General features: G+C 39.9%; 21 protein-coding genes. 5 read left to right on the top strand and 16 right to left on the bottom strand.

The genetic code is table 11. The features are described from left to right. Both JIG37_RS11765 and JIG37_RS11760 read right to left on the bottom strand, forming a co-directional pair. Positions 1-1,362, bottom strand: coding sequence for a leucyl aminopeptidase family protein (locus JIG37_RS11765; RefSeq protein ID WP_138617398.1), 1,362 nt, complete (start codon positions 1,360-1,362; stop codon positions 1-3). 86 nt (positions 1,363-1,448) lie between these two features. Beyond that, positions 1,449-1,859 carry a hypothetical protein gene (locus tag JIG37_RS11760; RefSeq protein ID WP_054552118.1) on the bottom strand — a complete coding sequence of 137 codons (411 nt, stop codon included), beginning with the start codon at positions 1,857-1,859 and terminating at the stop codon, positions 1,449-1,451. Positions 1,860-1,965: 106 nt separating this feature from the next. Here JIG37_RS11760 and JIG37_RS11755 point away from each other — a divergent pair, with 106 nt between their 5' ends. The 3 genes from JIG37_RS11755 (at position 1,966) to JIG37_RS11745 (ending at position 6,631) form a co-directional block, all read left to right on the top strand. After that, entirely contained in the window at positions 1,966-2,118 is a 153-nt protein-coding gene (locus JIG37_RS11755) for an oxidoreductase-like domain-containing protein (protein ID WP_082389209.1), read from the top strand. Positions 2,119-2,415: 297 nt separating this feature from the next. Further along, positions 2,416-5,001 (top strand): TonB-dependent receptor, encoded by a 2,586-nt coding sequence (locus JIG37_RS11750; protein WP_199529427.1) that lies wholly within the window; start codon positions 2,416-2,418, stop codon positions 4,999-5,001. 145 nt (positions 5,002-5,146) lie between these two features. After that, positions 5,147-6,631, top strand: a complete 1,485-nt coding sequence (locus JIG37_RS11745) for a sulfotransferase (RefSeq protein WP_199529426.1) — start codon at positions 5,147-5,149, stop codon at positions 6,629-6,631. Here JIG37_RS11745 and JIG37_RS11740 read toward each other — a convergent pair. The 7 genes from JIG37_RS11740 to JIG37_RS11710 form a co-directional block, all read right to left on the bottom strand. Beyond that, the gene (locus JIG37_RS11740; protein WP_199529425.1) at positions 6,564-7,466 is read right to left on the bottom strand and encodes an alpha/beta fold hydrolase; all 903 of its coding nucleotides are present in this window, start codon (positions 7,464-7,466) and stop codon (positions 6,564-6,566) included. The genes JIG37_RS11745 and JIG37_RS11740 overlap by 68 nt on opposite strands. Before the next feature lie 418 nt (positions 7,467-7,884). After that, positions 7,885-8,361, bottom strand: a complete 477-nt coding sequence (locus JIG37_RS11735) for a hypothetical protein (protein WP_199529424.1) — start codon at positions 8,359-8,361, stop codon at positions 7,885-7,887. Positions 8,362-8,476: 115 nt separating this feature from the next. After that, positions 8,477-9,145 carry a hypothetical protein gene (locus tag JIG37_RS11730; RefSeq protein WP_199529423.1) on the bottom strand — a complete coding sequence of 223 codons (669 nt, stop codon included), beginning with the start codon at positions 9,143-9,145 and terminating at the stop codon, positions 8,477-8,479. 259 nt (positions 9,146-9,404) lie between these two features. Beyond that, positions 9,405-9,869: a hypothetical protein gene (locus tag JIG37_RS11725; RefSeq protein ID WP_199529422.1), complete on the bottom strand. Its 465-nt coding sequence runs from the start codon at positions 9,867-9,869 to the stop codon at positions 9,405-9,407. A 117-nt stretch (positions 9,870-9,986) separates the two neighbouring features. Beyond that, complete coding sequence (locus JIG37_RS11720; protein WP_199529421.1) at positions 9,987-10,154, bottom strand: hypothetical protein; 168 nt, start codon at positions 10,152-10,154, stop codon at positions 9,987-9,989. A gap of 64 nt (positions 10,155-10,218) precedes the next feature. Further along, on the bottom strand, positions 10,219-10,677 hold the full coding sequence (locus JIG37_RS11715; RefSeq protein ID WP_055021640.1) for a hypothetical protein: 459 nt from the start codon (positions 10,675-10,677) through the stop codon (positions 10,219-10,221). Between the two features lie 276 nt (positions 10,678-10,953). After that, positions 10,954-12,153, bottom strand: coding sequence for a DUF642 domain-containing protein (locus JIG37_RS11710; protein WP_054552110.1), 1,200 nt, complete (start codon positions 12,151-12,153; stop codon positions 10,954-10,956). Between the two features lie 333 nt (positions 12,154-12,486). On the opposite strand from JIG37_RS11710, the gene rlmF reads away from it, so the two are divergent. Together rlmF and ltaE are read left to right on the top strand one after the other, a co-directional pair. Further along, positions 12,487-13,392 carry a 23S rRNA (adenine(1618)-N(6))-methyltransferase RlmF gene (gene rlmF / locus JIG37_RS11705; protein WP_199529420.1) on the top strand — a complete coding sequence of 302 codons (906 nt, stop codon included), beginning with the start codon at positions 12,487-12,489 and terminating at the stop codon, positions 13,390-13,392. 10 nt (positions 13,393-13,402) lie between these two features. Continuing rightward, positions 13,403-14,410, top strand: coding sequence for a low-specificity L-threonine aldolase (ltaE, locus tag JIG37_RS11700; RefSeq protein ID WP_199529419.1), 1,008 nt, complete (start codon positions 13,403-13,405; stop codon positions 14,408-14,410). Here ltaE and JIG37_RS11695 read toward each other — a convergent pair. The 7 genes from JIG37_RS11695 to JIG37_RS11665 all read right to left on the bottom strand — a co-directional run bounded on the left by JIG37_RS11695 (position 14,393) and on the right by JIG37_RS11665 (position 19,588). After that, entirely contained in the window at positions 14,393-14,977 is a 585-nt protein-coding gene (locus JIG37_RS11695) for a thymidine kinase (protein ID WP_054552107.1), read from the bottom strand. The genes ltaE and JIG37_RS11695 overlap by 18 nt on opposite strands. A gap of 65 nt (positions 14,978-15,042) precedes the next feature. Beyond that, positions 15,043-15,780: a hypothetical protein gene (locus JIG37_RS11690; protein ID WP_199529418.1), complete on the bottom strand. Its 738-nt coding sequence runs from the start codon at positions 15,778-15,780 to the stop codon at positions 15,043-15,045. Between the two features lie 159 nt (positions 15,781-15,939). Beyond that, complete coding sequence (locus JIG37_RS11685) at positions 15,940-16,407, bottom strand: methylated-DNA--[protein]-cysteine S-methyltransferase (protein ID WP_199529444.1); 468 nt, start codon at positions 16,405-16,407, stop codon at positions 15,940-15,942. 2 nt (positions 16,408-16,409) lie between these two features. Further along, positions 16,410-17,759 carry an AlkA N-terminal domain-containing protein gene (locus tag JIG37_RS11680; RefSeq protein WP_199529417.1) on the bottom strand — a complete coding sequence of 450 codons (1,350 nt, stop codon included), beginning with the start codon at positions 17,757-17,759 and terminating at the stop codon, positions 16,410-16,412. A gap of 87 nt (positions 17,760-17,846) precedes the next feature. Continuing rightward, positions 17,847-18,458, bottom strand: coding sequence for a superoxide dismutase (locus tag JIG37_RS11675; RefSeq protein ID WP_138599956.1), 612 nt, complete (start codon positions 18,456-18,458; stop codon positions 17,847-17,849). A 15-nt stretch (positions 18,459-18,473) separates the two neighbouring features. After that, positions 18,474-18,980 (bottom strand): hypothetical protein, encoded by a 507-nt coding sequence (locus JIG37_RS11670; protein ID WP_138599957.1) that lies wholly within the window; start codon positions 18,978-18,980, stop codon positions 18,474-18,476. A gap of 122 nt (positions 18,981-19,102) precedes the next feature. Further along, entirely contained in the window at positions 19,103-19,588 is a 486-nt protein-coding gene (locus tag JIG37_RS11665) for a GNAT family N-acetyltransferase (RefSeq protein WP_054552102.1), read from the bottom strand. Between the last annotated feature and the right edge of the window lie 42 nt (positions 19,589-19,630).

Below are 19,630 nucleotides of genomic sequence, written 5' to 3'. Positions count from 1 at the left end.
TTATTGGAAGCGATCTTGTAGGTAGTTGAACACAGCACGAATACCCAGTGCCTCACCGCCTGCAGGACGACCCGGTAATGCACGTAAGTTCCAGGCCATCACATCAAAGTGCACCCATGGCGTACTTGGCTCGACGAACTCTTTTAAGTAAAGTGCCGCGGTGATCGCACCACCAAATGGAGTGGAAGCACAATTAGCAATATCTGCTACGTCACTTTTTAATAATGCTTTGTATTGATCAAATAACGGCAGTTGCCATACAGGATCATGACAGCTTTCGCCTGCATCCATCAGTTTATTAGCCACTTCACGGTTATTTGCGAAAAAGCCAGGTAATTCTGTACCTAGGGCTACACGACAAGCACCAGTTAAGGTTGCAAAATCAACGATAAGATCGGGGTTATCATTTTGCGCTTCAGCAAGTGCATCACACAGCACTAAACGGCCCTCAGCGTCCGTGTTATCAATTTCTACTGTGATCCCTTTGCGAGTTTTTATCACATCACCCGGTCTAAATGCATTTCGAGAAACCGCATTTTCAACCGCAGGTACCAGAACACGTAAGCGAATTGGTAAGTTGGCAGCCATAATTAACTGCGCAAGGCCAATAACATGTGCCGCACCGCCCATGTCTTTTTTCATGTTGCGCATACCTGAGCTTGGTTTCAAATCTAAACCGCCAGAATCAAAACACACGCCTTTACCGACTAAGGTAATTTGCGGTGCATCTTTTGCGCCCCAACGTAGATCAAGTAAGCGAGGTTTATTCTCAGACGCACGACCAACCATATGAATCGTTGGGTAGTTTTGCTCTAATAATTCATCACCCACCCACTCACTGAACTCACCATCAAAGGTATCAGCTAAATCAGCCATTACTTGTGATAAATGCTGCGGCATCATATCCGCAGCAGGCGTATTCACTAAATCACGCACTAAATTAATAGCACTTGCATACTGAGATAAACGCTTTACTAACGATTCGTCTTTAATGGCAAGGGTAGCGCGTGGCGAAGGTTTTTCTTTATATTCACTAAACTCGTAACCACCTAACACAAAGCCCAGTGTTACTTGCTCTACAAACTTTTCATCACCTTGTATTTGGTAACAACCTGCAGGCAATTTTGTTGATAAGTCACCTGCTAACCAAAAGTCTTGTAAATCATTTACCAGACAATAAACATGCTCAAGTGAGCCGGTTTCATTATTAGCAACTAAGGCCATGCCTTTGTTTTTAAAATCACAATTTGTTAGCCAATTTTGTAAGGCTTGCGGCTGCTCGGTTAACCACGTTGATAGGTCAGCTTTAGCAATAAATGACAGGGGAATTCCCGAAGAAGAATGGCGAATTAATGAACTCATTAAACGACTCGATATAAAGAAAAGGTATTTAAGCATACCAATATCTTGATACAAAAGGTATAGGCAAAATCAGATAAAAAACCTAATCAGTCTTTGTTTTGTTTCTCTTTTTCTTCTTTTGCTACTTGTTGATCTAGCTCTTTAATTGACTTATTAATATTGAATGAACTAGGTAGCACATCGACACCAACCCATTGCCCCAGCTTTACAACCAAAGGAATGGTAATAGGTGCAAAGGGTAAAACTGCAAACACACCTAAACCAAGCCCTTTTAAGATATCTAAAAATTGCTCATTAGCAGTATGTAACTCTTCTTTAGTAGCTTGGCCTTGGGTGTATCGCCTATAAATATGAAGCATTTCTTTTGTTTCTTGCTTTTCTTGGGCAAGTGCGATTTTGAGTGCTACCATAGCGCGCTTAAAACGTAATGTTTGACGCTTTTTGGTAATTTTAGCCACTCGAAATGGGGCTCGATGAATAACTTTATATAATCGCATTTAGTTATTTTCACACAGCATGCGACGTTCACAAAGCATAATTTACTTATATTAGATTTTACTTTATCCTTAATACTCTATTCGTAACTATTTTTCAGTATTAAAAATGAACCAACCTAAACAACAAGCTGAGCCAAAACCCAAAAAACCAGCTTCAGATGAGTGTTGTGGAGGTGGTAGCTGTTGCCCATGTGTATGGGATGAATACCGAGAAAAACTGCAACAATGGCGGTTAAGCAATAATTTGCAACAAGCTTAATAGACCGTTCCAAATCAAAAACCGTTCAAAAACCATCCAAAAAAGCCTTCTATCTAATTATTTTTGCATAATTTATATATTTTCTTACGCTAAAATCCAATATCGAGAATAAATTATCCTCTTTACTTTCAATAAGATAATCCACAAAAGAACGACAAAAAACAAAGAAACACCCACAAAACAACATAAAATTAACAATTTGCAAAAATTATTTACAGGATGTATAAGAGATTTACACCAAGTTCTAATACTTTATTTGGTGACATAATCATAACTATTCTAACTGGGGAAGTCGGAATGAAATTCAAAAATAATGCGCTACAACAAGCAATTAAATTTGCTTTAGCGACAACAACAGCAGGCCTGTTTGTGTCGGGTTCGGTTGTTGCTGCAGAGCAAGCAGCTGAAGAGACGAAAGTTAACAAAAATGTAGAGAAAATTGCCGTGGTGGGTACTCGTTCAGCACCACGTTCAATCGGTGATTCACCAGTACCCATTGATATCATTGGTGGTGAAGAGCTAGATAAAGGTGGTAACACCGATATGCTTGAGCTTTTAAAAGGCTCCGTTCCTTCTTTTAACGTTCACCAAAACCCAATTAGTGATGCTGCGTCACTTGTTCGCCCAGCTAACTTACGTGGCCTTCCTTCTGACAGTACTTTAGTACTTGTTAATGGTAAACGCCGTCACCGTGCATCTGTTATCGCTTTCTTAGGCGGTGGTATTAATGATGGTGCTCAAGGTGCCGATATCTCTGTTATTCCAAGTATTGCCTTAAAGCAAGTAGAAGTACTTCGTGATGGTGCTGCTGCACAGTATGGTTCTGATGCAATCGCGGGTGTAATGAACTTTGTATTAAAAGATGCCTCTGAAGGCGGCTCATTCGAAATACGTCAAGGTGAATACTACGAAGGCGATGGCGATACTACGCAAATTTCTGGTAACGTGGGTCTACCGTTTACCGATAGTGGTTTTGCTAACTTAAGCTTCCAATATAAAACAGCTGATGCGACTAGCCGCTCAGTACAACGCCCTGATGCAGCCGCACTAGATGCCGCAGGTGTGCCTGAAGTATCTTCGTTAGCACAAGTTTGGGGTGCACCAGAAGTTGATGATGATATTACTATCTTTGGTAACATCGGTCTTGAGTTAAGTAATTCATCTGAATTCTACATGTTTGGTAACTACTCTGAGCGTGATGTACGTGGTGGTTTCTACTATCGTAACCCACACACTCGCCCAGGTGTTTACTCAAATGACGGCGGTGAAACACTGCTTGTTGGTGATTTAACTGGCGATATGAGCGGTAACTGTCCTACCGATATCATGATTGATGATAACGTTTTAGATAACCAAAGATACATCGATGAAGTTGCTAACAACCCAGACTGTTTTGCGTTTAACGAAATGCTTCCGGGCGGTTTTACACCTAACTTCGGTGGTAACATCACTGATACAGCATTAACAATTGGTACTAAAGGTGAAATCACATCTGGTTTCCTTGAAGGTGCATACTATGACTTAAGCGGTACAGTTGGTTACAACGAATCGCGTTACTTCATCTATGACACAATCAATGCTTCATTAGGCCCAGAAAGCCCGCGCGATTTCAGCCCAGGTAAATACTCACAGTTAGAGAAAAACTTTAACGCAGATTTATCAAAAGGTTTTGACTTTGGTTTAGCTTACGATGTAAACGTTGCCGGTGGTCTAGAATGGCACGAAGAAACATTCACAGTTGTTTCTGGTGACGAAGCGTCTTTCACAGCTGGCCCACTAACAGAACAAGGTTTTGGTATCGGTTCAAATGGTTTCCCTGGTTTCAAACCATCTGATGCGGGCGAGTATACACGTCGTAACTATGCTGCATACGTTGATGTTGAAGCACCATTCACAGAAGACTTCTTAATGGGCTTAGCACTACGTTATGAAGATTATGATTCATTTGGTTCAACAACTAACTACAAGTTAACGGGTCAATACCACGTAACTGAAGACTTGAACATTCGTGGTTCAATCAGTACAGGTTTCCGTGCACCAACAGTTGGTCAAGCAAACGTAAGTAACGTTCAAACTAACCTAAGCAGCGGTGTACTTGTTGACTCGGCACTTTTACCACCAACAAACCCAATTGCAGTGCAATTAGGTGGTACAGAGCTACAACCTGAAGAGTCTCAAAGCTACACGTTTGGTGCAGTATGGACACTTGGCGACTTATTCTTCACAGTTGACTACTACAACATCCAAGTAGATGACCGTATCAGTCAATCAGATAAAATTGAATTAAGTCAAGCAGATAAGGACACGCTTGAAGCAGCAGGCGTACCAAACGTACAAAACTTAGCGCAAGTAAGCTTCTTCACCAATGACTTCGATACAACAACGCAAGGTATTGATGCAGTAGCTAACTACTCAACTGATTTGTTAGGCGGTAGCTCAACATTCAGCTTAGCGTACAACTGGAACGACACTGAAGTAACTAAGTCAACAGACATTACTGGTGAATTTAAAGTAAGCCGTTTAGAAAATGACTTACCAAACCACCGTGCAACACTTAGCTGGGCACAACAATGGGAGAACTTCTCTGCATTTACACGTGTTAACTACTATGGCGAATACCAAGGCGTTCACGTAGATTACGATGCAACAGCGAAAACAGCTGATGCTGCAGTAACGATTGATGCAGAAGTGACTTACTTCCTAACTGAAGAGCTCAGCTTCTCTGTTGGTGCGACAAACTTATTCGACCAAGAAGCAGAGAAACTTGATTTCTTCGATAGTACTGGCATCCCTAACAATAACTGGGGTGGTAAATACTACGAAACGTCGCCATATGGTATCAACGGCGGCTTCTATTACGTGAAAGCTACGTATACTTTCTAAATAGAACAGCTTTCTAGGTTGAGCAATCAACCTAGAAAGTCGATACCCCGGATTTTTTCTGGATATTTATAGTTAACCAAGGCGAAAGACATTTCGCCTTTTTCGTTTTATAGTAAATAAAAATAACAAATAACCCGCCATTCCTATGCTGTTAGAAAAAGCGAATCAACTACTGAATGAAAACAAGCTTAAAGAGGCCGAATTTCATTTTAAAACCATTCTCGATTCAGATCCTGAAAATGGCGAAGCGTTATTTGGATTGGGCCGCATTGCACTGCGTTTAGAACGTTATGATGCTGCGGTTTACCTTTTACAAAGAGCCTGTGAACGACTACCGCACATGCTTGAACCACTCCATGCCCTTGCCGATGCTTTTAATGGCGTGCATTCACCGCAAGATGCCTTAACTGTACTCGAATATGCTAAATCAATTGCCAGCCATAACCCTGAGCCACATTACTATCTTGCCCAACATTATTTAACTTATGGTGAGTTAGACAAAGCGTACAGTATTTTAAAGCATGCACTCGGTATGGAAAATTACCCAGTGACGGCGTACATTTTATTTGAACTAGTACAGTTTGGGCGCTTTAACAACGAACAAAATTACATAAATGAGCTACACCAGTTTTTAACTTTGACCAATAACCTGCGCTTAAAAATGGTGTGTTATTATGCCCTTGGTAAAAGCTATGATCAGTTAAATGATACAGAACAAGCTTTTAACTACTTCAGTCTTGCTAATAAGCTACAAACAAAACTCACGCAGTTTAAAACCCATGACTTAGTGCCTTTTTATCAGCGCATCATAGAGCAAAATACAGCTGAGCTAATTGATGCCAGAGACAAAACATTTACAGGTACAATTACTCCCATTTTTATAATTGGCATGCCAAGAAGTGGCTCAACGCTGGTAGAGCAAATGCTGGCAAGCCACAATGACTTTGCCAGCCTTGGCGAAGATGCCAGTATCAGTAATCAGGTTGTTGCATACCTTGAACAACAAACGCAACTCCCCTACCCAGATTGCCTAGCAGAGCTAAACCAAGGGCTAATTAACACTGCCCGCAATATTTATATTGAACGAATAAAACAAGCGCCAGTTGTGCGCCCTTTTATGATCAACAAGCTACCTGCTAACTATCAGTCACTTGGATTGATTTACTTACTCTTTCCTAACGCCAAGTTTATTAATATGCAGCGCGAATATGATGCAATTGCGTGGTCGGTGTTTAGCAACTATTTTGCTGAAAACGAACCTTATTTTTGTTCACTCCCAGAGTTTAAACAGTACTTTGATTTGTATCAGCAGTTAATGGAGCATTGGCAAAACGTGATGCCAGAGGCGGTTTTTGATTTAAGCTATGAAGCACTTATCAGTGACAGCGAACAAACACTAACAGCCATGTGTAAGTTCTTAAACATTGAGTACAGCACACAGTTTTTAGATTTTTATAAGTCAAAAAAACCGGTGGCAACGCTCAGCAAAACGGCTGTGAGACAGCCGTTAAGTGATAAAGCAGTAGAGAAATACAAACGCTACGAGAGCGCAATGCACACGCTTATGCGTGAGTCTCAAACCAGTTCAACAAGTCAAAAAACTGGTCAAAACGCGCCTGTGGGTGAGTAAGCATATTAATGTGATCATAATCGACCTTATGGCCAAACTTACGGCCATAAATGGTCATTTTTTGCTTACCGATGCCGGACTCTTCCATAAATTTTTCAATATCAATCGGCTGGCATAGAGCTTTATCTTTAACACCCGCCACATGCATAATGGGCGGCAGTGCCTTATCAGCTAATGCGTTAGCGTAATCAAAGCCATCGTCAGTATCGACCCAAGGTTTACGCTTAGCCCACTGCATACTTTGATAATGTGACTTACGGGTTTCATCATCACTGCCCCATTTCAGCTTTTTAGCCGGCACAAAGCCATGCTTACGGGCAACTAAGGGCGCCAACCCATACCAAATCAAATTACCTTGAATATACTTGCTTGGGTGATGGTTATACAAAGACCGTTTAGAACCAAAATAGCCGCAGGCTTTCACATCATCAATCAACTCAGGAAAACGGGCAAACACACTGTTCATTAACACCCCACCCCATGAGTGCGCCACCCAATAACGCGCAGGCTCGCCTTCAAGCTGCTTAATTTTATCTAAAAATGCAGGGATATCTTCTAAAATAGCCTCGGTTTGACCATACTTTGCATGCTTTGAAATCGCGGGTTTGCTTTCACCACGACCACGTAAATCTGCCACATAGCAAACATAGCCATGCTCAGCTAAAAATGGTGCTAAACCTTTATTGCTGTGGGTGTAAAAGATTTTGCCATTTTCAACGGCACCATGCATAAAAAACACCGCAGGGCCTTTCGCATCAGTCTTACTGATACGGCGTAAATGTAAGGTTTGGCTTTCGGCGAGTTTAATAAACACCGATTCTTGTTTAATCGTCACGTTTGACCTTTTTATTCTTATAGACTCATCGTACCAGTGTTAAGGTACGCCAGTCTATTTAGCAAAGCAAGTTTTGCGTGTGGCGATTGCCATTCAATATGAGAATCTCAGGCACGATGAAATTTTGATTAAATAGTAACACCAATGCAGAGCCATTATTCATTGAAGTTAGAAGTTCGACTTGCAGGAGCCTTTGGCTAAATGATCACTAACGAAAAGCTATGAAATGGTGCTGAAAAAGTTTGTTTGATGATTTTAATGCTACGTAATTAACATATGAGGAGGTGACGGCCTTTTGCCATTCGTGGTCTTAAGTTTATCATTGAGTGTGAACAGACGTTGAGCATGACCATATATGAACAAAAATCAGAGCCGAAGGCGACCCCAAGCAAGCTCCGCTTGCGTCTATAAAGGTTTGTTATACGCGAAATGACTCTAACATAACCTCTTTACAAGAGGTATCGCCATACCTAGCGTTTTTAAGCTTGTCATCACCCCTATACCTTTTTAATTTGCAGGTTTTATCTACACGGATAATTACCACCTGATTATCTAAGTTGAAATAGACACTAAAGTAAGAATTGTGAATGTGGTCTTTAGGCTTAACTTTCAATTTACTGGCTTTTGATAGTGCAAGCATGAAGGCTTTCTGTATAGGCTTAGTTGATAAATCTTCACTGAGGGTAAATATTGCCAATTCCTCCTCTGGAACCAGATCAAATAATGGGAATCCATTTTTAAATTCACCTTCAATATTCTCCATTCGAATTGCTAGGCGGCTATCATCATACTGCTTTAAATTAAGGTCTTTCACTGCTCGAACAGCATCACCAAATCGCAAGAGGAAAAAGCGATTTTTCTTAGGTTTAGATTTTAAATCTTTATTGAAACTCACGATGAAATTTACATCTGTGTTTATCGCCTGCCGCAGCAGCCTGTTGACCTGGCACGTAATTGCCCAAGCAATTTAAGTGACAGGTTTGCAGCTCCGATACTGGTCCTTATTAAATTCATACGAACTTGACCAAACAGGATGGACCTTGTTTATGCTCATTAAACTTAATTTTTATAGGTTTCTGAACATATTCAGGTCTATCTGAGAATACTCCATTAAGTCGGATACCATATAGCTCAACTTGCATTCCGATTGTCTTCTCATTTTTCTCTAATGGCGCTAAAGATACAGATTCCTTTATTTGGACATCCTCTTGCATTGCCATTGCTACTTCTATATGCAAATAGTGCTTAATAGATGTTTCTGAATATACTAGCTTTGCCAATTCATCGTTGTCTATTGCTGAGTCATATCTGAAGAATTCAACTAACCCCAAGTAAGTTTTTATGAACCAACGATTGAAACGATCATTATTGATGCTTTTTGTGTGCAAACTGAACTTTCTTGCGTTTGAGTTTCTTCTCTTGAGAGATAGCTCTAAGCAATATTTTAGAGATTTTCCATAATGAATCGCTTCCTCATCATATATGGAAAGCCTTTCATTGTGCTTCTTGCATAAACAATTTCTTGTTAGAGAAGCCTTTCCAATCTCTTTACTAACTCCACCAAGAAAAGGAGCGTTTTCAACGTAAATATTCTTATCGCTGAAAAGTCCCTTTGAAATATAATGCTCTCTGGATTGCGTGTCACAACAGGGAGATACGTTTTTCGCCCAACACTTCATGTTCTTCCCTAGAATTTAACAATTTCATAGTGCGCGCGTCACGAATCTTTCTCCCGATGTCACGCTCATTTATTAATAAATCTATTAGTAACAAATAACTTAAGGCATCGGCAACTCGTATTTTTAATTAGTCCTAAAGGTATTCAGAAAAAGAAAATGCGCTCGTCGCTAATTTTCTTGAATATGGGAGCGAAATAACTATGCTGTGTATTTTTACAGCAACCGATATTGGTACCTCACAAATCGTCTCATCTGTATTTTAATTAATCTTGTCATGTAGTGACTTACACAATTCATGATGCCTGAGGCGGTTACCAAACAACGACGTGAGTCTATCTGTACCACCTGTTTTTTCATAAAACTCTTGTACTGTGATTTCTTTTTGCTCGTAGTTCAATAACTGCCAAAAACCGTAAAAGCCTCTAAACCAAAAATAATAGAACACAGCTCCTACGCCTAATAAAAGATATACCGTTTTACCTGCTTTTTGTTTGTATTTTATGGCGCAATAAAAAAACCAGATACAACTTAGTACAGCAACAATGGAAAACCCTAAAAAAGGTGTCACTACAGAGTTGGCATTATCCCAAAGTGAGCTTAGACAGGTTGAATGCCAATTTAACTGCATAGAAAAAATTAACGTAATTTTAAAAAGGAAGTACAATAAAACGGTTGTAAATACAGCATATAAGATACCACTTTCCTTGCTTTGTTCTTTTTTCAATTCTTTCCCTTTATGTTATTAAAAGCCCTGCATGATTATTTTACTGTTGAGTGGTTAGGTTGCTGTTTAAACCAAGTATGATAATTTCAGGTGTACTATTTGTTTTACTAATCTCTATTAGTCTTTACACTCAAAACCTTTAGAGTCGACTTTAGCGATGTTGTCTTTATTGCCACACTCTTTAATTGCCATCTCTGTGTGATTGTACTCATTGTATTGTTTAGCAATTGCGCCAAGGCTTAGCACAATTACTACAGCTATCACTATTTTTTTAATTTTAGACATAAACATTCCTTTGAAAATAAACTATTTAAATACAAACAGTTGCGCTTGCTATTTTTGATAAAACTTAATCAATAAGCGCCATCGAATTTAAATTGAAGTTATAAATAGAGAATGACTCACCTTCTTCTTTTAACGTGACGGTTATTTGTGCGTCTCCATTCGTGTATGAAGCTGGAATTAAATAAGTAACATAAGTACCAGAACCACCTCCGGTAACAGCTTTAGAGCTAACATTTATAAATTCAAATTCACCTAGTTCTTTTAATTCGCCCAACTTTGAGAATGCACGCATGATTTTAGAAATATCTTCATCTGTGGCATTTTCAATTGATGATGGGGTCATATAGTTTTTGAGAGTCTGAGGATCCCATTGAGAGATATCTGTAATTGCTGAATTTAGGTAAGGAATAGCAGTTTCTTTGTAAGCAGAGGATTTATTCGCAGTCCAAATTGCTAAGAGTACAAATAAGCTAATTAACACTAAAAATGTTATACCAATTCCTTTAAGTATCTTTTTAACCATGATTTTTATTATTCTTTCCTTAATTGAATACCTTAGAATTTATCAGCTTTAAATGTCTTATGGTAGTACCCAATGTGACCCAATTTGAGTAGAAATTTTTAAACACTAATTTTAGTTGCTTGTATCATGGCCAATATACCCGTTCTTTCGCTCTTAACCTCAAGTAGCCCATACTTTAAGCAAAGCAACCTATCAGTTATCAAATAATTTTGCTTACCATGTTTAATAGACTAAATAAAAATAGCCAGAACCACTGGCTATTTTTATAAACACCGCCTATTCGCAGTAGTTATCTACGAAAGTTAAATCATTAATGTGCTCTGGTGCATCCATAACGTAACTAGAGTCAGCCGTTTGAGGATTAACACTGTAAATCTTCGCATTTTCGCCTGCTTTTCTTCCTGAAACATACAATGTTCCATCATCAGCAATCGCTAATCCTGAAGCCCAATTAATGCCGTGTTCACCAATTAAGGTTAACTCCATCGAACCATCATCAATGGTATAGAGTGATTGACCTGTTAATACGTAAAGTACATTATTATCAGCAGAATATGCTACATCACCATGTGAGAAAGAATCTCCCGAATAGCGCATCTTGCCTAGTACTGTTTTTTCTCCAGTTTGCAAGTTGTAGTCATACATATAGGTTTTACTTGTCGCACGTAAAGATTGTCCGTCTGCCGTGACTGCTGAACGATAAATTGGCCAAGATGTAGCATCAGCCTCAGCAACTTGAGCGCCCGTTTCTAAATCTAACGACCAAAGTTTTGACGCTTTCGTGCCAGAATCAAGTTGTTCCATAAAATAAAGTTTGCCATCATAACTTGCAATGTTTGAAGCCGTATTTTGCGCTCCTGCGACCACACTGTAAGTATTTGTCTCTAGGTCAAATTTATAAACATAACCCGTTTCAGAAGAACCAAAATTGTTAATACCAAATATACCAGAATGACAAGCCTGCTTTTGAGTGACAACAACGTTATCAATAAAACCGCCTAGACTATCACTCGCACCTGCGCCGCTAAAACGAATTTCTGAAGAGTTTGAATCTGCTTCTACAGATAATGTAAATGATTGCCAGCCTCTTTGCGTCGCATTTACGTTTAGTACTGTTGTTCCATTCCACTTCACATCAACTTTATTTGTATCATTGTTACCGTTAATACGAGGCGAGTAGTAAAATGAAACTTCATAAGTTTTTCCAGCCTCAGTTGCGACTGTTTGAAAGATGCTGTAATTAGAAGTAGAGTCTAGCTCGACATATTGATTACCTTGCTGAGCAGTAATAAGACCTAGACGCGATGTTTGAATTTCAAATCTTGCACCTTCACTTTGCCATCCGTTAACTTCATCTAACAATGTCCATGTTGAATTTACGACATCCAGTTCAAATGAGCCGTTTGCAATTAAATTGTCTGCAATTGCAATTTGCGAAGCAAAAAGTGAAGACATTGCTAAAATAGATAACTTCATATAATAATTCCCCAAGATTAGTTGTATTCACTGCATTGTGAAAAAACAAACCACCTCAATCATTAAACTACTTATGAGTAGAAAAAGTTAATTGATAAAAAACTAACTTCTCTCTGCAATTGAGCGCTTTGAAATGGACTGTACATAAGAGAAAGCACAAATGATGCCAAAATTAAAAAATTGATTATCAGCGTGCTCTGAATCGCACGAAAGTTAAATTATCTATAATTAGTGAATAACTGATAAAGTGATTATTAGATTAGCACTCCCACATTTTAAAAATTTATTTGGTACAATCAGCCTTTAATATGGCTAACAGATAGGTTTTCCTTAATGCATCCGCGAAATCGCCACTTTAATGGCTACGACTTTACTTTGCTATGTAAAGATACTCCTGCCCTAACACCTTATATAACGCAAACGCCAGCGGGTACTGATACCATTGATTTCACCAATGCGTTAGCAGTTAAAACCCTCAACCAAGCGTTATTAAAAAGCCATTATAAAATCGATTTTTGGGATTTACCCGACAACTACCTTTGCCCGCCAGTTCCTGGCAGAGTGGATTACATTCATCATTTGGCCGATTTATTAGCAAGCGATAACCAAGGTCATATTCCTACGGGTAAGCAAGTAAAAGTGCTTGATGTAGGCACGGGTGCAAATGTGATTTACCCGCTTACGGGTAACCACGAATATGGCTGGCACTTCACAGGCTCAGATATTGATGTATTGTCTGTTAAAATTGCTAAGCAAATTGTGCAATTTAACCGCCTCAAAATAAATGTTAAGCAGCAAAGTAACGCCAATAAAATGTTTACGGGCGTAATATCGAATAAAGATGTCTTTCATCTAACTTTATGCAACCCACCGTTTCATGCCAGCGAGCAACAGGCAAATGCAGGTACTGAACGTAAATGGAAAAACTTAAACAAAGCGCCACAAAAAGCGCTTAATTTTGGTGGCCGTCAAAACGAGCTTTGGTGTGAAGGCGGTGAACGCGAATTTATCAGTAAAATGTGTATTGAGAGCCAAGAGTTTGCAGAGCAATGTATTTGGTTTACATCACTTGTTTCAAAGTCTGACACTTTACCTCATATAAAAAAGTTACTCAGCACACTTGATGTGAAAGAAGTAAAAGTTATAAAAATGGCACAAGGCCAAAAAATAAGTCGCTTTATTGCTTGGAGCTATTTTGACCAAACCGACCGCGAAGCCATTCTTAACGAACTAGTATAAGGATAATAAAATGATCGACTTTCGTTCAGACACAGTTACAAAACCAACAGCAGCCATGCGCGCGGTCATGAATGACGCCCCAGTAGGTGACGACGTTTATGGTGACGACCCAAGCGTTAATCAGCTTGAACAATTTGCTGTTGAGCGCCATGGCTTCGAAAGCGCCCTTTATTGTTGCTCAGGTACACAAGCCAATTTACTAGCATTAATGGCGCATTGTGAACGTGGCGACGAATACATTTGTGGTCAACAAGCGCATAACTACAAATTTGAGGGTGGCGGTGCCGCTGTATTAGGTTCTATTCAGCCGCAACCAATTGAAAATAATGCCGATGGCAGCATAGATTTAAACAAAGTTGTGGCTGCAATTAAAGCTGATGACTTTCACTTTGCTAGAACCAAACTACTTAGCTTAGAAAACACCATTGGTGGCAAAGTTCTCCCGCTAAGTTATCTTAAACAAGCTAGAGAGTGTGTTGATAAACATAACCTTGCTCTGCACTTAGACGGTGCCCGCGTGTATAACGCGGCGGTTAAGTTAGGTGTTGATATCACTGAGATCACCCAGTATTTTGATTCAGTGTCTATTTGCTTATCAAAAGGACTCGGTGCGCCGGTTGGCTCACTATTACTAGGTAGCAAAGCACTGATTGATAAAGCGCGCCGCTGGCGTAAAGTACTTGGTGGTGGTATGCGCCAAGCGGGTATGCTGGCAGCCGCTGGTCAGTATGCACTTGAGCATCACCTAACAAGACTTGCTGAAGATCACGATAACGCGGCGTATTTAGCAGAGCAATTAAACACGTTAGCTGGTTTTGATACATCACCTTTTCAAATCGATACCAACATTGTTTACGCAAACGTTGCCGAACATATCGACTTAAAAGCAGTGGCACATGCGCTAAAAGAACAAAATATGTTATTTTCGCCAGGAAAACCACTGCGATTAGTGACCCATTTAGGCGTCACTAAGCAAGGTATTGATAGCTTTATCTCAGCATTAGCGGCCGAGATTTAACGCTTCTTTATAATGTTTGCGGCACACTGATACATACCGGTCGTTGCCGCCAATTTCTACCTGATTACCGTCTGCAATCGCATTGCCATGCTCATCGGTACGCAGTACATGATTAGCTTTACGACCACAATGACATACTGTTTTCAACTCAATTAGTTTGTCAGCCCATGCAAGTAAGTATTGTGAGCCACTAAATAACTCACCTCTAAAATCGTTACGTAAGCCATAACACAGCACTGGAATACCAAGCTCATCAACCACATCCGTTAATTGCATTACTTGGTCTTTTGATAAGAACTGGCATTCATCAACTAAAATACAATGGCGCTTTTGCTCTGCATTTAAAGATTTGATTAGCTCAAATACATCTTTCTCTGCATCAAAAATATGCGCATCAGCCTGTAAGCCAATACGTGAAGACACCTTGCCAACACCTGCTCTATCATCAATAGCCGCTGTTAAAATAACCGGTTCCATACCACGTTCGCGGTAGTTAAATGCAGATTGTAAAAGTGTGGTAGATTTGCCTGCATTCATTGCAGAATAATAAAAGTACAGCTGTGCCATGATGTTGCCCAAATTTTAAAGTCGCAATATGCTACCCTAATCGAACGACAACATCATCCTTTACCTTATTCTTTTGTCCCATAATGAGTGTTTTGTTCTGAGCTCGTATTTTGCAACATTCTTGCATAAATCCCTGCCAATTGTTTATTGGCGAGCTGCTCCCAAACTAGGTTTGCATCTAGTTTATGCTTATAGAAAAACTCATTTGAAAAAGCCAAATATGCTATTGAGGTATTGATCGGTGGGAACAGTGGAGCAAGTTTAAATTGGTAGTACTGACTAAGATCGACTTTATTCTTAGAAATCTCACAAATCACAAGTGCTGCATCAGCATTTCCCTGAGCAACTCGTTCAATCGCAGTTTGTAGCGTAAATGTGTGCTCAATAAAAAACGCATCTTCACTTGCAGCATCACCAACAAAATGGCCATTAGCAACAGCTAACGAGAATGCTTTTGATTGAAATACCTCACGTGAATTCCACTTTGAATGAAAACGTCGTTTACCGATTAAACATTGGCTCAAAGATGCGAATGAATATTTATCGAGAGGTTTGCCCTGTTTATTAACAGGGAAAACAGCATAGTCACTTTTAAGCGCGTTAAAACCAGAAATAAATGCATCAACAGTGCCGTGCTTTATTGATGATATACATTCTTGCCAAGGCATTTGTTGGTATTGAAATTGAACTTCATCTATTGCGAGATCTAATTCATTTAGAGTATTAATTTGTGCTTGGCTATTAATAATGGGGATTTCGTTTTTAGCATCGATAAACATCGGCGCTTTATTATGATCCGCCACACAAATTTTAATTAGTAAGGGAGACGCCTCTTTCGCATAACAAGTAAAAGTAAAAAACAACCCTGTACACAAAAATACTCTAGTAAAAAACAACATCACTGTCATAATAAGTTACTAATTTAGTTAAGCTTTAAATAGTGTAGAAGGCAATTTAACTTTTTACAAAATTCCTTCGTGTTTCAGTAACCACTCTTTTCTTTCAAGGCCACCCGCATAGCCTGTGAGTTTACCGTTTGCGCCAATAATCCGATGGCACGGTACAATAATGCTAATCGGGTTTTTACCATTTGCAGCGCCCACTGCACGCACCGCTTTTGGGTTATTAATGGCAAGTGCTATCTCTTGGTAACTTTTAGTTTGTCCAAATTCAACATCCATCAGCGCACGCCACACTTGCCTTTGAAAGTGGGTACCTTGGGTATCGAGTGGAACAGTAAAACGCCTACGCTCACCATTAAAGTACTCATTAAGCTCACTTATACATATTAAAATAGGTGTAAGGGTGTGCTCATCAACAGCCTCTGTTTGCATCGTAACCACTGGGTAGAAGCCAACGTAACTGACACCTTTTGCTGTACTTTGAATGGTAATATCGCCAATGGGGCTTGGCATTATAACTTGTTGCATACTCATAATTGTTGCCATAGTTGAAAAGTTAAATATGAACGAAATGGTGCACAGTGCTCACTGTTAAATTCGCTTATTCCAGCGAGGGCTTTTTTAACCCCTAAGTCGCCCGCTAGTAAAATGTCGGGGTGGCTTTGACCGCGTAGCTTGGCGTAATTAACTGTCCACGGACCAATGCCTTTGAGCTCAAGCCAATTATCAAGCTCTTGACTCTCTGGGTTTTGCTGACAATAAGCACTTAAACGCCGTAGTGCATCTTTGCGTGATTGTGGCATTTTAAAAAAGTCGAGTTCAGAATTGGCAACCCAATCAGGGCTTGGAAAATAGTGGTTAGTACTTTGCTGATTAAATTCATTCACAAGCTGAGTTACGAGATTGTGAGCCGCAGTAACACTCACTTGCTGACCAAGAACCGCACGTATGCCCGCTTCATAGTCTGACCAAATTCCCGGCAAACGCAACCCAACACAAAGCGGCATTGCGCCTTTAAGCTCTGCATCTAAATGCTGTTCAATAGTTTGCGTGTCGGCGTCTAAATCAAGCACACGACGAATGTTATGGATCACTTGCTGTAAATAACGGGTGTTATCTATATCAATCGCCACTTTAAAATGGTTTTTATGCTCAACAAAATGCGCAGTGAATTGCCCTTGGCAATATTTGTCTTTAAAAGTACGACCATAGCTCGTTGCACTCAGCCATTCTAGGCCACTAATTAAACGGCGCTGCAAAAAGTCATGCAGTGCTTGCCAGTTATAAGGCGGCCTAAATGCCAGTGTTAAGGTTAGCGTGGCGCTTGGTTTTTTATCTGACTTGCGTAACTTTGAAGGAGCGATATTTAACTGCTTCAAAAAAGCATCATTAAAACGACGAATACTATTAAAGCCAGAAGCAAATGCGATATCTGCCACCGACAAATCTGTTTCTTGTAATAACTGTTTAGCAAAATTACATTGGTTAAATAATCGATATTGGGTGATCGAGAGTCCAAAGTGTTGGTTAAACAAACGGCGTAAATAGCGGCTCGACACGCCGAGTCTGTCGGCTAAAACCTCACAATCGTAGGCCTCGCCTTTATCAATCAGTTGTTTGGCGCGTAATGCGGTGGTTTTAGTACCTAACCAAGCAGGGCTATTCGGTGCGCTATCTGGGCGACAGCGAATACAGGGTCGAAAACCATCCTGCGCAGCCAAGTGCGCGTATTGGTAGTATTCAACGTTCTTTTCTTGTGCTGTTGGTGCGGGGCAAATGGGTCTGCAATAAATGCCAGTACTTTTTACCGCCACAAAAAACACCCCATCAAAGCGTGGGTCGCGGCTTTGCCTCGCAGTTTGCCATTGTTGGCTAGTCATAATTTTTCTCGTTACACGCTAATACCGTTAGCTTAACTGAATATTATTTTTTGACTAGCCAGTTTCGGACCTTAACTAATTAAACAGCTATTTAATTGCAGCTAAATATCGGCGCTCAACTTCCGGCCAATTGATCACTTCGTAAAATGCCGCAATATATTCAGGGCGACGATTTTGATACTTCAAGTAATATGCATGCTCCCACACATCTAGCCCTAAAATAGGTATGTGATTTTGCATAAGTGGACTATCTTGATTGAGGCTACTTTCAACAATCAATTGGTTATTTTCATCAACACATAACCACGCCCAGCCACTGCCAAAGCGACTTACCGCTGCATTCGTAAATTGCTCTTTAAATGCGTCAAAGCTGCCAAATGTATCAACAATTGCTGTATTTAATTCACCACTTGGCTGACCACCGCCGTTTGGTGTCATTATTTGCCAAAATAATGAATGATTATGGTGACCACCCACATGCTCTTGTACTGCTTTTTGTAAAGACTCAGGCATTGATGAAATAGTGCGTAGTAATGTTTCAGCATCTTGCTCAGAGTAATGGCTGCCCTCGAGTGCAGCATTCGCTTTATTGATATAGGTTTGATGATGCAAGGTGTGATGTATTTCCATGGTTTTCGCATCAATGTGCGGTTCAAGTGCATCATAGTCATAAGCTAAATCGGGTAATGTAAAAGGCATACTGATTCCTTATCGTTAATGTAATAACTGCGTTTTATGGGGATGGTCAGCTAATAGCTGGTTGATTCGGTTAATGAGTGTCGGAAATGCCGATGCCATGCTCGCAAATTTAACCAGCTCATAATAGGTTTTGTGATGATGGTGCAGCACCAAGATGCGAACCTGCTGCTCTGGGTGATTTAACAGCGCGCTTAATCGTTGATGAGCATGGCAAAGCCAGGTGCAGGCTTTATCTGGTTTTTGCATGACTTTAAATGTGTCGGCAAGATTCAAAGTGGCAACAACAAATGCTGCAATACAATGCTCTAACGAGCGAGTTACCGAATGGTTGATTGGAAAATTAGAAAACTGTGCGAGTAGTGTTTCAGCGCAGCTGCTGGCAACCGTGTAATGATCACGCGCAGTAATAAGCTCGCCAGATTCAAATGCTAAGTTGCCTTGATAAATTGCACTTTGCCAAGGGGCAAGCGCGTCATCAATGGCGTTCGAGGTTAACGGTGTGTGGCGTGTTGTTTGAGTCATAAAAATCACCTGCACTTATACCAATCATTCTATGTGTATTTAAACTACACATAGAAAAGATCAAATGCAAATGATTTTTATTTATATTGTTATTTGTTGATTTTAAGCTATAACAACATTACTTATTGATGCGCAAAGTCGATAAGCTCTTGGCCTGTTAGGCGGTAAATAATCCATTCGTTTTGCGGTTTAGCACCAATGCTGTCGTAAAAATCAATGGCTGGTTTATTCCAATCAAGTACCACCCACTCAAAACGACCACAGTCTTTTTCGAGTGCTTGCTTAGCTAGATATTGCATAATTTGCTTACCAGCACCTTTACCACGGCTATCTGCACTGACGTAAAGATCTTCTAAATACAAACCATTTTTACCAAGCCAGGTTGAGTAATTATAAAAATACACAGCAAAACCAATTGGTGTGTCGCCCTCTAAACAAATAACACTGTGAGCTGTAGCACCTTCACTGAATAACGTTTTTAAAATAGCTTGCTCGTCTGTTTTAACTGCGTCAGGTTCTTTTTCGTAGATAGCAAGTTCGGTAATAAAATGTAGGATTGTTGCAGCATCACTTGCGACTGCCGGACGAATTGTAATTGCGTTACTCACTCTGTATTCCTTTTTTACATCATTATTGTAACGCCCAGTTTA

The organism is Pseudoalteromonas sp. bablab_jr010 (assembly GCF_016464105.1).
GTDB lineage: Bacteria > Pseudomonadota > Gammaproteobacteria > Enterobacterales > Alteromonadaceae > Pseudoalteromonas > Pseudoalteromonas simplex.
This window is presented reverse-complemented; position numbering and strand designations above follow the sequence as displayed.

Coding starts and splice junctions, on each gene's coding strand:
- JIG37_RS11670 (WP_138599957.1), bottom strand. CDS start 18,980: ATGACTCAAACAACACGCCACACACCGTTAACCTCGAACGCCATTGAT.
- JIG37_RS11715 (WP_055021640.1), bottom strand. CDS start 10,677: ATGGTTAAAAAGATACTTAAAGGAATTGGTATAACATTTTTAGTGTTA.
- JIG37_RS11675 (WP_138599956.1), bottom strand. CDS start 18,458: ATGCCTTTTACATTACCCGATTTAGCTTATGACTATGATGCACTTGAA.
- ltaE (WP_199529419.1), top strand. CDS start 13,403: ATGATCGACTTTCGTTCAGACACAGTTACAAAACCAACAGCAGCCATG.
- JIG37_RS11685 (WP_199529444.1), bottom strand. CDS start 16,407: ATGCAACAAGTTATAATGCCAAGCCCCATTGGCGATATTACCATTCAA.
- JIG37_RS11750 (WP_199529427.1), top strand. CDS start 2,416: ATGAAATTCAAAAATAATGCGCTACAACAAGCAATTAAATTTGCTTTA.
- JIG37_RS11745 (WP_199529426.1), top strand. CDS start 5,147: ATGCTGTTAGAAAAAGCGAATCAACTACTGAATGAAAACAAGCTTAAA.
- JIG37_RS11765 (WP_138617398.1), bottom strand. CDS start 1,362: ATGAGTTCATTAATTCGCCATTCTTCTTCGGGAATTCCCCTGTCATTT.
- JIG37_RS11680 (WP_199529417.1), bottom strand. CDS start 17,759: ATGACTAGCCAACAATGGCAAACTGCGAGGCAAAGCCGCGACCCACGC.
- JIG37_RS11760 (WP_054552118.1), bottom strand. CDS start 1,859: ATGCGATTATATAAAGTTATTCATCGAGCCCCATTTCGAGTGGCTAAA.
- JIG37_RS11710 (WP_054552110.1), bottom strand. CDS start 12,153: ATGAAGTTATCTATTTTAGCAATGTCTTCACTTTTTGCTTCGCAAATT.
- rlmF (WP_199529420.1), top strand. CDS start 12,487: ATGCATCCGCGAAATCGCCACTTTAATGGCTACGACTTTACTTTGCTA.
- JIG37_RS11755 (WP_082389209.1), top strand. CDS start 1,966: ATGAACCAACCTAAACAACAAGCTGAGCCAAAACCCAAAAAACCAGCT.
- JIG37_RS11695 (WP_054552107.1), bottom strand. CDS start 14,977: ATGGCACAGCTGTACTTTTATTATTCTGCAATGAATGCAGGCAAATCT.
- JIG37_RS11730 (WP_199529423.1), bottom strand. CDS start 9,145: ATGAAGTGTTGGGCGAAAAACGTATCTCCCTGTTGTGACACGCAATCC.
- JIG37_RS11720 (WP_199529421.1), bottom strand. CDS start 10,154: ATGTCTAAAATTAAAAAAATAGTGATAGCTGTAGTAATTGTGCTAAGC.